This is a genomic window from Cryobacterium cryoconiti (assembly GCF_004403065.1).
Taxonomy (GTDB): Bacteria; Actinomycetota; Actinomycetes; order Actinomycetales; family Microbacteriaceae; genus Cryobacterium; species Cryobacterium cryoconiti.
In genome coordinates this window covers 179,675-193,812 of the sequence record NZ_SOHA01000028.1, presented here as the reverse complement: position 1 = coordinate 193,812, position 14,138 = coordinate 179,675, and the positions used below count along the sequence as shown (strand labels likewise).

The 14,138-nt window shown below is 66.3% G+C and carries 11 protein-coding genes; all 11 read right to left on the bottom strand.

The features are described from left to right. Positions 1–322: 322 nt before the first annotated feature. Positions 323–1,411, bottom strand: a complete 1,089-nt coding sequence (locus E3T49_RS09845) for a substrate-binding domain-containing protein (protein WP_134424730.1) — start codon at positions 1,409–1,411, stop codon at positions 323–325. A gap of 64 nt (positions 1,412–1,475) precedes the next feature. After that, positions 1,476–2,810, bottom strand: coding sequence for a multiple monosaccharide ABC transporter permease (mmsB, locus tag E3T49_RS09840; protein ID WP_134424729.1), 1,335 nt, complete (start codon positions 2,808–2,810; stop codon positions 1,476–1,478). Then, complete coding sequence (gene mmsA / locus E3T49_RS09835) at positions 2,807–4,357, bottom strand: multiple monosaccharide ABC transporter ATP-binding protein (protein WP_134424728.1); 1,551 nt, start codon at positions 4,355–4,357, stop codon at positions 2,807–2,809. The genes mmsB and mmsA overlap by 4 nt, the downstream gene beginning before the upstream one ends. After that, positions 4,347–4,496: a hypothetical protein gene (locus E3T49_RS16180; protein ID WP_166785516.1), complete on the bottom strand. Its 150-nt coding sequence runs from the start codon at positions 4,494–4,496 to the stop codon at positions 4,347–4,349. The genes mmsA and E3T49_RS16180 overlap by 11 nt, the downstream gene beginning before the upstream one ends. 175 nt (positions 4,497–4,671) lie before the next feature. Continuing rightward, the gene (locus E3T49_RS09830; RefSeq protein WP_134424727.1) at positions 4,672–5,691 is read right to left on the bottom strand and encodes a LacI family DNA-binding transcriptional regulator; all 1,020 of its coding nucleotides are present in this window, start codon (positions 5,689–5,691) and stop codon (positions 4,672–4,674) included. 176 nt (positions 5,692–5,867) lie between these two features. Further along, positions 5,868–7,202 (bottom strand): APC family permease, encoded by a 1,335-nt coding sequence (locus tag E3T49_RS09825; RefSeq protein ID WP_134424726.1) that lies wholly within the window; start codon positions 7,200–7,202, stop codon positions 5,868–5,870. An 83-nt stretch (positions 7,203–7,285) separates the two neighbouring features. Beyond that, positions 7,286–8,434: a cystathionine gamma-synthase gene (locus tag E3T49_RS09820; RefSeq protein ID WP_134424725.1), complete on the bottom strand. Its 1,149-nt coding sequence runs from the start codon at positions 8,432–8,434 to the stop codon at positions 7,286–7,288. Between the two features lie 23 nt (positions 8,435–8,457). Beyond that, on the bottom strand, positions 8,458–9,822 hold the full coding sequence (locus E3T49_RS09815; RefSeq protein ID WP_134424724.1) for a cystathionine beta-synthase: 1,365 nt from the start codon (positions 9,820–9,822) through the stop codon (positions 8,458–8,460). A gap of 98 nt (positions 9,823–9,920) precedes the next feature. After that, complete coding sequence (locus tag E3T49_RS09810; RefSeq protein ID WP_420898539.1) at positions 9,921–11,825, bottom strand: ABC transporter ATP-binding protein; 1,905 nt, start codon at positions 11,823–11,825, stop codon at positions 9,921–9,923. Between the two features lie 153 nt (positions 11,826–11,978). Next, complete coding sequence (locus E3T49_RS09805; protein WP_134424723.1) at positions 11,979–12,950, bottom strand: carbohydrate ABC transporter permease; 972 nt, start codon at positions 12,948–12,950, stop codon at positions 11,979–11,981. Then, positions 12,947–14,080, bottom strand: a complete 1,134-nt coding sequence (locus E3T49_RS09800) for a carbohydrate ABC transporter permease (RefSeq protein WP_134424722.1) — start codon at positions 14,078–14,080, stop codon at positions 12,947–12,949. Before E3T49_RS09800 ends, E3T49_RS09805 begins: the two co-directional genes overlap by 4 nt. Positions 14,081–14,138 lie beyond the last annotated feature (58 nt).

The window sequence follows — 14,138 nt, the reverse complement described above, 5'->3', positions numbered from 1 at the left end:
CGCCCGGCCGCACGCGCCCCGCCGCCTCCGACGCGGCTCACGGCGCACCCTGTGGAAGGAGGCGCACGTTAGAACGTGCGCCTCCTTCCACAGGGTGCGCCACGACGGAAGTACGGAGTGCTCGAGCGGAAACGCCGGGAACACGCGTCCGAACGGATGCGCCGTGGCCGCATCCGTGCCAGGCACGCGAAGTGGCAGGCACGCGAAGTGGCAGGCACGCGAAGTGGCAGGCACGCGAAGTGGCAGGCACGCGAAAGGGCCGACTCCGTGAGGAGCCGGCCCTTTCGTCTGGATGCTGTGATGCAGGTGTACTGCCGGGTTGTTACTCGGTCAGCGGGGCGAGGGTCGGGTCGTTCGCGTATGCATCGGCCGCGTTGTCCTTGGTCACGATGACCGGGGGCAGCAGGTAGGCCGGGACGACGATCTTGCCGTTGTCGTAGGACTCGGTGTCGTTGACCTCGGGGGTGTCGCCCTTCTGGAGGACGTTGACCATGTCGATGGCCTGGGCAACGAGCACACGGGTGTCCTTGTTGATGGTGGAGTACTGCTCGCCGGCCATGATCGACTTGACCGACTCGACTTCGGAGTCCTGACCGGTGACGATCGGGATGTCCTTGCCGGCCGCCTTCACCGAGGTGATGATGGCACGGGCGAGGGTGTCGTTCGGGGAGAGAACGCCATCGAGCGTCTTGTCGCTGTACGTGCTGGTGAGCAGCGCGTCCATGCGGCTCTGAGCGTTCTCAGCCTTCCAGCCGGCGGTCGCCGTCTGCTTGATGTCGGTCTGGCCCGAGGCGACGACGAGGGTTCCGTCGTCGATCTTCGGCTGCAGAACGCTCATGGCGCCGCCGAAGAAGACGGCCGAGTTGGCGTCGTCGGAGGAACCGGAGAACAGCTCGATGTTGTACGGGCCGTCACCCTTCGTAGCCAGTCCGTCCAGGAGCGCCTGGCCCTGGAGTTCACCGACGTTGAAGTTGTCGTACGCCACGTAGTAGTCGACAGCCTCGGTGTTCAGGATGAGGCGGTCGTAGGCGATCACGATCGCGCCGGCGTCGCGGGCCGACTGCACCTGGGTGGCCAGCTGGCCACCGTCAGCGGCACCGATGATGATGACCTTGGCACCGTTGGTGACCATGGCCGAGATCTGGTCCTGCTGGTCCTTGACCGTGGTCGAGGCACCCGCATACTGCACGTCGCCCTTGTAGCCGGCTTCTTCGAGGCCGTCTTCGAAGAGCCCGCCGGCGAGGACCCAGTTCTCCGAGGTCTTCGAGGGGAGCGCAACGCCGATGACCGAGTCTTCGGCGAAGCCGGCAGCAGCGCCGTCTCCGCCCGCGGTCTCCGTGCGGGTGGAGCAACCAGAGAGTGCCATCAAGGCCACTGCGGCGATCGCAGTTGTCGCAAGAATCTTTCGCATTGTGATTACTTTCTATTCGTTGGGGTTTGGTGAAGGGATAGGAATGGGAGGCGCGGACGCCCGGCTAGTTAGGCAGGGTCGACTGCGGCCGAGCGCTCTCCGGGGTGCCGGAGTCGGGAACGACCAGGGGCGGTTCGGCGGGGAACTCGGCGGTCTTCTTCTTGCGGGTCAGCAGGCCGATGATCGACGGGCGGCCCTGACTCTTGTTCCAGACGTCCACACCGACGGCCACGAGCAGCACCATGCCCTTGATGATCTGCACCCAGTCGGAGCCGACGCCCAGCAGCTGCAGTCCGTTGTTGAGCACGGCCATCACGAGGCCACCGATGATGGAGCCGATGACGGTTCCGATTCCACCGGACACGGCCGCACCGCCGATGAACACGGCGGCGATCGCGTCGAGTTCCCAGCTGAGGCCGTCCTGCGGGCCGGACGCCACCGAGCGGGCGACGAAGATCATGCCGGCGAGGGAGGCCAGGATCGACATGTTCATCATCACGAGGAAGTTCACCCGGCGGGACTTGACGCCGGAGAGTTCGGCAGCGAGCTTGTTGCCGCCGACCGCGTAGACGTGGCGGCCGAAGATGGTGTTGCGGGTGACGAAGGCGTAGAAGAGGACGAGCACGCCGAGGATGATCCCGGAGACGGGGAAGCTCGTGCCGACGCGGCCACCGGCGAACAGGATCGATGCGTAGACGATCACGGAGCAGAGCAGCACGACCTTCACGATGCTCACCCACAGCGGTGCGGGGGTGGAGCCCATGATCTTCTGCACGCGGCGTGCGCGCCACTCGGAGAAGATGACGGCCAGCACGATGACGAGGCCCAGCAACAGGGTCAGGTTGTTGTAGCCCGTGTTCGGGCCGACTTCCGGCAGGTAGCCCGATCCGATGATCGTGAAGCCGTCGGGCACGGGAACGGTGTTGGCGTTACCGATGACCTGGTTGCCACCGCGGAAGATGAGCATGCCGGCCAGTGTGACGATGAACGCGGGCACGCCCACGTAGGCCACCCAGGCTCCCTGCCAGGCCCCGATCAGCATGCCGACGACCAGGCCGAGCAGGATGGCCAGCGGCCAGGGCATGTTCCAGTCCCGCATGGCCGTGGCCACGACGATGCCCGTGAAGGCGGCCACGGAACCGACCGACAGGTCGATGTGACCGGCGATGATGACCATGACCATGCCGATGGCGAGGATCAGGATGTAGGAGTACTGACTGACCAGGTTGATCAGGTTGCCGGACGACAATGTCAGCCCGTCGGTCAGGTACTGGAAGAGAAGGATGATGGCGATCAGGCTGAAGAGGATGCCGAATTGCCGCAGGTTCGAGCTGCCGCTGCCGAAGATCTTCTTCAGATCACCGAGCGCGCTCGTGCGGGTACTCGTGTCTTCGCTCATATGCTCTGAACCTTCTTCCTTGCGGAGGTCATACTCTTCATCAGGGTTTCGGGATCGGCGGATTCCGCCGGGATGCAGTCGGTGATCGCGCCCTCGAAGACCGTATAGATGCGGTCCGCGAGGCCGAGGAGCTCCGGAAGCTCAGAGGAGATCAGGATGACTCCCTTACCCTGCTCGGCCAACTGCTGGATGATGCCGTAGATCTCGTACTTGGCACCCACATCGATGCCGCGGGTGGGTTCGTCCAGGATCAGCAGGTCAGGGTCGGTGAACATCCACTTGGCCAGGACCACCTTCTGCTGGTTGCCGCCGGAGAGCTTGCCGACGCCCGCATTGACGCTGGGGGTCTTGATCCGCAGGCTCTTGCGGTACTCCTCGGCGATGCCGAATTCCTTCGAGTCGTTGACGACCGGTCCGGACGAGATCTTCGCGAGTTTCGCCGAGACGATGGAGCGCTTGACGTCGTCGAGCAGGTTCAGGCCCAGCGCTTTGCGGTCCTCGCTCACATAGGCGAGACCGTGGTCGATGGCGTCGGCGACGCTCTTCAGGACGATTTCCTTGCCGTCCTTGTAGATGTGCCCGGAGAGGAAGTTGCCGTAGGACCGCCCGAAGATGCTCATGGCCAGTTCCGTGCGGCCGGCACCCATCAGACCGGCGATGCCGACGATCTCACCCTTGCGCACGGTGAGGCTGGAGCCCTTGACGACCATGCGCTCCGCGACCTGCGGGTGCTGCACGGTCCAGTCCCGCACCTCGAAGAAGACCTCACCGATGTGCGGCGTGCGGTCCGGGAAGCGGCTCTCCAGGCTACGACCGACCATGCCGCGGATGATGCGGTCTTCGTTGACGCCATCGGCGACGACGTTCAGGGTCTCGATCGTCTTGCCGTCGCGGATGATCGTGATCGAATCCGCGACCTGTTCGATCTCGTTGAGCTTGTGGGAGATCATGATCGAGCTGATCCCCTTGCCCTTGAGCCCGCGGATCAGGTCCAGCAGGTGCATGGAGTCCGACTCGTTCAGGGCCGCGGTCGGCTCATCGAGGATGAGCACCTTGACCGACTTGTTCAGGGCCTTGGCGATCTCGACGAGCTGCTGCTTGCCGACGCCGATGTTCTTGATCAGGGTGTCCGGGTCGTCGCGCAGCCCGACCCGGGCGAGAAGCTCGAGCGCGGTCTTCTTGGCGGTGATCCAGTCGATCGCGCCCCACTTGGTCGGCTCGTTGCCGAGGAAGATGTTCTCCGTGATGGAGAGCTCCGGGATGAGCGCCAGCTCCTGATGGATGATGACGATGCCCGCTTCTTCGCTCGAACGGATGTCCTTGAAGTGCACGTTCCGGCCCTGGTAAATGATGTCGCCCGTGTACGTGCCGAAGGGGTAGACACCGGAGAGCACCTTCATCAGCGTGGACTTGCCGGCGCCGTTCTCGCCGCAGATCGCGTGGATCTCACCGCGGTTCACCGTGATGGAGACGTCCGACAGGGCCTTGACCCCCGGGAACTCCTTGGTGATCGATCGCATCTCTAGGATTACGTGGTCACTGGACATCGTTGGACTCCTCACGCCCGGGTCCACGACTGGCATCCCACACCGAAGACGGGCTGGATGCGCTGAAGGAGAAGCCGACCCCGCCCCCGCTCAGCAGGGCGGCAGCGGAGCTGCCGGGCAGGTGGAAAAGTGTGCTCACAAGCTTGACCTCAATGTCATGCGATTCGAAATTTGTGGTGGTGTCCGGTCATATGTGACCGATCACATTGTCACTATAGACCCGTCGGCGGTCGTGGTGTCAAGCTCCGTTTGTCACGCTTGCGTAACAGCGCCCGGCACCCGCCACAGCCCCTCACAAGCCGCCGGGCGATCGGTCAGAACGGCGGCGGCGCGGTCGATCCGCGCACCACCAACTTCGGAACGATCGGCTCCGGCCGAGCACTCGGCGGCCCGTCGCCGAGACTGCTCAAAAGCAGGGCGATGCACCGCCGGCCGAGTTCGGCGAAGTCCTGCCGCACCGTCGTCAGCGGCGGCCAGAAATGTGCCGCTTCCGGAATATCGTCGAAGCCGACGATGCTCATATCGCGGGGCAGCACCAGCCCGGCCTCACGACAGGCGTGCATGAATCCCAGCGCCATCTGGTCGTTCGACGCGAAGATGGCGGTGAAATCTCGCATCCGGAGGAGTTCCCGGCCGGCGTGATAGCCGAAATCGGCGGTCCAGTCGCCCAGGATCGGCGCCATGGTGGGCACGTCCCTGTCCCACATCTCGTCGAGGAAGCCACGCATCCGCGCCTCGGCCTCGATCCAGTCCTGAGGCCCGGCCAGGTGGTAGATCTGGCGGTGCCCGAGGTCGATCAGGTGCCGCGTGGCTTCCCTGGCCCCGGTCATCTGGTCGACGGACAGCGAGTTGTCGTTGAGGAGGCCCCGGGACGACAGCGTGACGAAGGGCACCTCGATCGACAGCTGTTCGAGAACGTCGAAGACCCGCACCTGCGGCGCGATCACGACGATCCCCTCCACGGACTGGTTCATCAGGTGGTCGATGGCCGCCTCGATCGACTCGGGATCGACGTTCGTCAGGTTGGCCGTGTTGACGTAGTAACCGGCCTCCCGGGCCGCATCCTGGATCGCGGCGATGCTGCTGGCCGGCCCGTAGGCACTCTCGGCCGACAGCAGGCCGATGGTGCGTGAGCGCCCGCGCGACAGCGCTCGGGCGGCCCGGTTCGGCCGGTACTGCAGGTCTTCCATGACCTGGAGCACCTTCGCCTTGGTGGAATCGCGAATGCTGGGGTGGTCGTTGAGCACGCGGGACACGGTCTGATGGGAGACCCCCGCCAGGCGCGCCACATCACGGATGCTCGGGGCACGCCCCTTGGGCAGATCGAGAGTCACGGGAAGACCTTGGTCGTATGTGCACGGTCACAATTGTGAACGCAGAACCAGTATGCACGCCGGGGACGCTGTGCGGCGCACCTGCGGCGACCCCGCGCCGCGGGAGCCCGGGAAACCGGGCGTGGGCGCTGTGCCCGAGATGAATGCCCCTGCAGGCATGACGAGATGGAATCGATTCACCCAACGGCATGCGTTGCCCGGCGCGCCGACTGGTGCCGTTTCACCGCGTGCACCGCCACCGCCAGGGCGGCCAGTACCGCCGGGACGATCAGGTTGGAGCCCGCGAGCGCGAGGAGACCGATCGTGAGCACGACCGATACGACGGCCAACCACCAGCCCACCGTGTAGCGGTCGAGCAGGCGTACGGCCGCGATCGTGCCGAGCACGTAGATGGCAACCATCGAGCTGGTGTGGATCAGGATGAACGCCGACAGCGGGAGATCCCAGACGACCATGGCCGCAAAGTAAGCGCCGATCATGGCCAGCACGACGGTCAGGCTGCGTCGCGGGACTCCCCCGGCCTCCACGCCGGCCGCCATCCAGCGGGGCAGGTCGCCGTCGCGGCCGAGCGACGCGCCGAGCTTTCCGAACGCCCCCAGGTAGACATTGAGCACGCCGACGGCCACGACTGCGGCGATCACGGCGACGAGCACCGGGCCGACCCCCGGCGCGTTCGTCGCCACCAGGTCGAGCAGCGGAACCTGTCCCTGCGCCGCGGACTCGCCCAGAACGGCGACCGTGACGTACTGCAGCGCCAGATAGGCGACGCCGACCACGACCAGGGCGATCGCCGTGGCGAGGGGGATGACCCGTCGGGGATTCCTGAACTCCCCCGCAATGTGGGTGCCGACCTCCCAGCCCGCGAAAGCCCAGACGAACAGGCTGATGGCCTGGCCGACGCCGCCCCAGCCCTGTGGCAGAAACGGCGCGAAGTTGTCAGGGTCGGCGGACGGGAATGCCAGCGCCACCACACCGACCACCACGAAGAGAAGCGCACCGGTGAGGATCAGCTGCGCCGCCCCCGAAACCCGCACGCCCAGGTAGTTCGATACGAACGGCGGCACCAGGATCAGGAGGGCGACCCACGGTACCGCCGAACGCTCCGCACCGACGATGGCCACGACATACTCTGCCCCGAGCACAGCCACCACGGGCGCCCCGACGCCGACGCCGAAAAAGAACCAGTACCCGGTCATCCGAGCCCAGGTCTGCCCGAGGGACCGGCGCACATAGCTGGCGACGCCACCGGGGTCCGGATAGCGGGACGCCAGGGCGGCGAACGTGCCGGCCAGTGGGATCGACAGCAGGAAGACGACGAACACCGAGACCAGAGATGCCGGCCCGGCCGCGGCGGCGGCCAGGCCGGGCAACACGAGGATGCCCGTGCCGAGCACCGCAGCGATGTACAGGGCCGTGCCCTGCAGCAGGCCGAGGCTGCCAGCTCCGGGCGTCGCGGCATCCGGTGCCGAATCGCCCGGCCGGCGGGAGAGTTCCTGCGAAGAAGTGGTCACCTGACTATGGTGCCGCACAGCTCAGCCCCTCCGGAACGGCAGAAATGACACACTCCTCGAAGAAACTGCCAGTCTGGTTCCGGCTAGACGGCCGCGAGGGCTCGATCGATGTCGGCGATGAGGTCGGCGACATCCTCGATGCCCACGGAGAGACGGATCACGTTGTCCGCCACTTCGAGTTCGGTGCCGCGCACCGACGCGTGGGTCATCTCGGAGGGGTAGTTGACCAGCGATTCCACGCCGCCGAGAGATTCGGCGAGCTGGAACAGCTGCGTGGACTCGGCGAAGGAACGCGCCGCGGCCGCGCCGCCCACGAAGGAGATCGAGAGCATTCCGCCGAAGCCGCTCATCTGCTTCTTCGCCAGTTCGTGGCCCGGGTGGGTCGACAGGCCCGGGTAGTAGACCCGGTCGATCGCCGGGTGACCCTGCAGGTGCTCGGCGATGGCCTGGGCGTTGCTGCAGTGGCGGTCCATCCGCACCGACAGGGTCTTGATTCCGCGCACGGTGAGCCAGGCATCCATCGGGGCCGAGACGGGGCCGGCGGCGAACTGCAGGAACTGGGCCTTCTCGGCGAGCTCGTCGTCGTTGATGATCAGGGCGCCGCCGAGCACGTCGGAGTGTCCGCCGAGGTACTTCGTGGTGGAGTGCACCACGACGTCAGCCCCGAAGGACAGTGGCTGCTGCAGCGCGGGCGACGCGAACGTGTTGTCCACGATCACGGTCACGCCGAAGCGGTGGCCGATTTCGACCAGGGCCGCGATGTCGCAGACCTTCATCAGCGGGTTGCTGGGCGTCTCAACCCAGAGGATCTTCGTTTCGCCCGGGATGATGGCCTGTTCGACGGCGGCGAGGTCGCTCATCTCCACGGTGGAGTTGAGGATGCCCCAGGCGCCGTGCACCCGGTTGATCAGCCGATGCGTTCCACCGTAGACGTCGTTGCCCAGCACGATGTGGTCGCCCGGCGCGAGCAGGGCGCGCAGGATGGTGTCTTCCGCGGCCAGTCCGCTGGCGAAGGACAGACCGTGCTTGCCGCCCTCAAGCGCGGCCAGCAGAGTCTCCAGCACCGTGCGGGTCGGGTTGCCGCCGCGGCTGTATTCATAGCCGCCGCGCAGGTGCCCGATGCTCTCCTGCACATACGTCGACGTCTGATAGATCGGCGGGATCACGGCGCCGGTCGTCGGGTCGAATTCCTGCCCGGCGTGGATGGCGATGGTATCGAAGTTGTGAGCCATTGATTCGTCCTTAGTCATGCTGTTCAGGCGCTCAGGTAGGTGAGCAGGTCGTGGCGGGTGATGACGCCGAGGGGTTTGCCGCCGTCGGTGACGAGCAACGCGTCGTGGCCGGTGAAAGCGGCCCGCGCGGCCGCGACGGGCTCGTTCACCCCGATCAGCGGGAGGGAGCCGGCGACGAACTCGCCGACGCGGTCGGCCAGTTTCGCCTCCCCGGAGAAGACGAGTTCCATCAGCCGGCGTTCATCGATCGCGCCGACGACCTCCCCCATCACCACCGGGGGCTTTTCGGTGAGCACCAGCACCTGGGAGACGCTGGCCTCGGTCATCACCCCGATGGCGTCGTGCACCGTGGCGCTGGGGTGCACGTAGACGAACGGCGGCAGGGCGCCGGTCTTGGCTGCGAGCAGGTCGCCGACCGTGTGCCCGGCGGGCGCGTTGGTGAAACCGTAGCTGCGCATCCAGCCGTCGTTGAAGATCTTGCCCAGGTAGCCGCGCCCGCCGTCGGGCAGCAGCACGACGATGGTGTCGTCGGGGCCGAGGGTTTTCGCCGCGCGCAGGGCGGCGACGACGGCCATGCCGCTCGAGCCGCCGACCAGGATGCCCTCTTCGAGGGCGAGCCGGCGGGTCATCGCGAAGGAGTCGGCGTCGGAGACGGCGATCACCTCGTGCACGACCGCCGGGTCGTAGGCCCCCGGCCAGAAGTCCTCGCCCACGCCCTCGACCAGGTATGGCCGACCGGTGCCGCCGGAGTACACGGAGCCCTCCGGGTCGGCGCCGATGATGCGCACGGTGTCGCCCGAGACCTCGCGCAGGTACCGGCCGGTGCCGGTGATGGTGCCGCCGGTGCCGACGCCCGCGACGAAGTGCGTGAGCGTGCCGTCGGTGTCGCGCCAGATCTCCGGACCGGTCGTCTCGTAGTGGCTGAGCGGGCCGTTCGGGTTGAAGTACTGGTTGGGCTTGAACGCACCCGGGATCTCCCGGGCCAGCCGGTCGGACACGCTGTAATACGAGTCGGGGTGGTCGGGGGCGACGGATGTCGGCGTCACCACGATCTCGGCGCCGTACGCCGTGAGCACGTTGCGCTTGTCCTCGCCCACCTTGTCCGGCAGCACGAACACGCACTTGTAGCCGCGTTGCTGGGCGACGAGGGCCAGTCCGACGCCCGTGTTGCCCGAGGTCGGTTCGACGATGGTGCCGCCGGGGAGCAGGAGGCCGTCGCGTTCGGCGGCATCGATGATGCGCACCGCGATGCGGTCCTTCGCGGATCCGCCCGGGTTCAGGTACTCCAGCTTGACCAGCACGGTGGCGCTGATCCCCTCGGTCACCTTGTGCAGTCTGACCAGCGGGGTGTCGCCGATGAGGTCGAGAACGGTGTCGGCAATTTTCATCGAAAGTCCTTCATCGACGGTCTGTCGTCGGGCGTGTGTCGTCGGGGTTTCGGGCCGTGCCAACTCTATCGGCGCCCGCTGTGCGGGACCAGTCAGCGTTACTCGGCGAGAAGTTGCGTCAGCGGCGCCGGCGGCGCCGTGACCTGCTCGGAGTACAGGCGCGCATAGACGCCGTCCGCGGCGAGTAGTTCGGTGTGGGTTCCGCTCTCCACGATCCGGCCGGCGTCCACCACGAAGATGACGTCGGCCGACACGATGGTGGAGAGCCGGTGCGCGATGGCGATGGTCGTGCGCCCGCGGGACGCGGTGTCCAGGGCCGCCTGCACGACGCGCTCGGAGATGGCGTCAAGGGCGCTGGTGGCCTCGTCGAGGATGAGCACCTCCGGGTCTTTGAGCAGCACCCGGGCGATGGCGATGCGCTGCTTCTCGCCACCGGAGAGTCGGTAGCCGCGCTCCCCCACCACCGTGTCGTACCCGGCCGGGAAGGAGGCGATGGTGTCGTGGATACTCGCCGACCGGGCAGCGGCCTCGAGTTCGGCATCCGTCGCCTCCGGTTTCGCGTAGCGGAGGTTCTCCGCGATGGTGGCGTGAAAGAGGTAGGTCTCCTGGCTGACGATGCCGATGTGCGAGACGAGGGACTGCTGCCGGAGGGCGCGCACGTCGACGCCGGAGAAGAGCACCCGGCCCGCCGAGGCTTCGTAGAATCGCGGGATGAGGTAGGACACGGTGGTCTTGCCGGCGCCGGACGGGCCGACGAACGCGGCGAACTGGCCCGGCTCGATCGTGAAGGAGACGTCGTCCAGGGTCGGGCGGGACTCCTCCCCGGCGTCCGGATAGGCGAAGGTGACCCGGTCGAAGGCAACCCGCCCCACCGCCTCGCCGGCCGTGGGCACGGGGGCTGCATCGGGGGCGTCCCGGATCAGCGAGGTGAGGTCGAGGTACTGGAAGATCCGCGCGAAAAGGGCGCTCGAGGTCTGCAGGTCGAGCGCGACGCGCATCAGGCCGAGAAGCGGGAACAGCAGACGCGACTGCACGGTGGTGAAGGCCACGATCGTGCCGGCCGTGATGTCGGTCGTGCCGCTGCCCATCAACAGCCCGGCTACGAGATAGACGATCGCGGGGATGCTGGAGAGGAAGATGCTCACCATCGCGAAGAACCACTGACCGCTCATCTGCTGGCTGACCTGCAGCTGCACCTGGTTGGCGTTCTCGTCGGCGTACCGACGGATCTCCGTCTGCTGCCGGGTGAAACTCTTGGAGAGCAGGATGCCGGAGACGCTCAGCGTCTCCTGGGTGATCGCCGTCATATCCGAGAGCGACTCCTGGGTCTTGGCTGCGATCCGGGCGCGCACCTGGCCGACCCGGCGCTGAGCGAAGACCAGCACGGGCATCAGGATCACGGCCACGATGGCCAGTTGCCAGCTCAGCAGGAGCATGGCGACCAGGGCCGCGATCACGGTGACGGCGTTGCCGAGCAGGCTGGAGACCGTGTTGGTGAGCACGCTCGCGACGCCGCCCACGTCGTTCTGCAATCGCGATTGGATGACGCCCGTCTTGGTGCGGGTGAAGAAGCTCAGTTCCATCGATTGCAGGTGGGTGAACAGCCGCACCCGCAGAGCACCCATCACCGAGTTGCCCACGGTGGCGGTGAGCCAGGTCTGCCAGACGCCGAGCAGCTGGGACCCCAGGTAGATGGCGATCATCACACCCACGAGCACGGCGAGGTGCTGCACGTTCGGGCTGCCGTCGGGCGGGAACAGACCCTCGTCGAAGGCGCGCTGCACGAGCAGGGGTGGCACCACCGAGAGCGCCGCGCCGATGAAGACGAGCACCACGGTGACGGTGAGTGCTGCCCGGTGGGGTGCGAACAGGCCGCTGATGCGGCGCAGCAGATGGGGGATGCGTGGGGCTTCGGCGTTCTCGGCGCGCTGCGCCACGGCGTCGCCACCGCTGACCCGGCCCCGCCGACCGCCGCCTCCTCCGCCTCCGTGCATTCCACTCATGAATTCACTCTAAACTCCCCCGCGACTGCCTCCCCACGACCCCGGACCGGCCCCCGCCGCAACCCCCGCGGAGACACAACTGTGCCCGTTCCGGACATGTGTTGCCCGTGGGGCGGGAACACTTGTCCGAAACGGGCACAGTTGCTGATGCGGCTAGCCCTTTGTCGAACCGGCCAGGAGGCCGCGCACGAAGTAGCGCTGCAGGGAGAAGAACACGAGCAGCGGAACCAGGATCGAGATGAACGCGCCCGCGGTGAGCAGATGCCAGTCCTGGCCCCGGGTTCCGGTGATCTCGGCCAGCAGTTTGGTCATCGGGGCGACCGCGCCGTCCGCGAAGATCAGCGCCACCAGCAGGTCGTTCCAGACCCACAGGAACTGGAAGATGGCGAAGGATGCGATCGCCGGCATGGTCAGCGGCAGCACGATCCGGAAGAAGATCTGCCCGTGCCCCGCACCGTCGACCCGTGCGGCTTCGATGACGTCGGCGGGAATCTCCGACACGAAGTTGTGCAGCAGGTAGATGGCCAGCGGCAGGGCGAACATCGTGTGCGCGATCCACACCTGGGAGTAGCCGCCGGCGTCGCTGATGGCGGAAACCACCGGGATGCCGAAGATCTCACCCTGCGAGAAGAACTGCAGGAGCGGAACGAGTGCCATCTGCAGGGGCACGATCTGCAGAGCGAAGACCGCGATGAACAGCACGTTCTTGCCGCGGAAGTCGATCCAGGCGAAGGCGTAGGCGGCCAGGCTGGCCACGATCAGCGGGAGCAGCGTGGCGGGGAGGGTGATCGCGATCGAGTTGATGAACGCGCCGGCCAGGTTCAGCTGGCTGTTACCGGCCTGCAGAACGTCGCTGTAGTTGTCGAGGGTGAGGCCCCAGTTCGAGAAGAGCGTCCACCAACCGGTGGTGCGCACCTCCTGCGCCGGACGGAACGAGGAGACGAACAGCCCGAACGTCGGGATCGTCCAGAGTACGGCGATCACGAGGGCCGCCATGGTGGCGCCGCGGCTGGTCAGCCGCTTCTTGGTGCGTTTGGCCGCTGTCGATTCCTGACGGCGTTCACCGCGGCGAATCTGGCTCTGGGTGGCTTCGTCGGGAAGCTCAACCGGAAGTATCGCGCTCATCGGATTTCCCTTTGCTTCTGGATCTGGCGGGCGTTGTAGACGACGATCGGGAGCACCAGCAGGAACAGGATCACGGCGAAGGCCGCGGACCGACCCTGCTCGAAGTTCTTGAACTGCGTGTACATCTCGTTCGCGATGACGCTGGTGTCGTTGGCGCCTGCGGTCATGGTCCGAACGATGTCGAAGACCTTGAGGGAGGCGATGGAAATCGTCGTCAGCACGACGACCAGGGCGCTGCGGATGCCGGGGACAGTCACGTTGGTGAACTTCTGCCAGGCGTTGGTGCCGTCGAGTTCGGCGGCCTCCATCTGCTCGGCCGGCACGCCCTTGATGGCCGCGGACAGCACGACCATGGCGAATCCGGTCTGCACCCAGATCAGGACGACGATCAGGAAGACGGTGTTCCACGGGGCGTTCGCCAGGAAGTCGACCGGCTGGCCGCCGAACCACACCACGACCTGGTTGAGCAGGCCGATCTGGTTCTGGTCGGCCGGGCGGGCCGTGTAGATGAAGCGCCAGATGATGGATGCCCCGACAAACGAGATGGCCATGGGCATGAAGACCATGATCTTGAAGTACTTCTCGCCGCGGCTCTTGTCGATGAAGACCGCGTAGGCCAGGCCGGCGACCGTGGACACGAGCGGGGTGATGAGCACCCAGACGATCGTGTTGAGCACCGTGCGGATGGCCTCCGGCTGGGTGAACACCCAGACGAAGTTGTCGAAGCCGATGAACTCGGTACCCCGGGAGTTCATGAAGGCCTGCACCGTGGTCTGGATGGTCGGGATGATGAGGCCGATGATGAGGAGCAAGATGGCCGGCGAGAGGAAGCCGAAGAGCTGGAAGAGGTAGCCGGCGCCGGCACGCGACCGGTAGTCGACGATGAAGAAGACACCACCGAGCACGGCTGCCGCGGCGGTCGCCCACCAGTACGATCCGGCGGCCAGCAGGATGAGCATCGGAGCGGCGACGCAGACGGCGAGGCGGATGACGGTGTAGACGGCCCCCTTGCGCGGGGCTATTTCGACGAAGAACAGGATCGCGGCCACCAGGGCCACAAACGTGAAGATGATTATGGGGACTTGCGCGAGTGCCGGCAAATCAGCCAGCCAGGCAAGGAATGCCGACATTTGAAACCTCTCGAGTACGACTGCGGACTCACAGTGTTCGCTGGTGGGGCGGAAAACT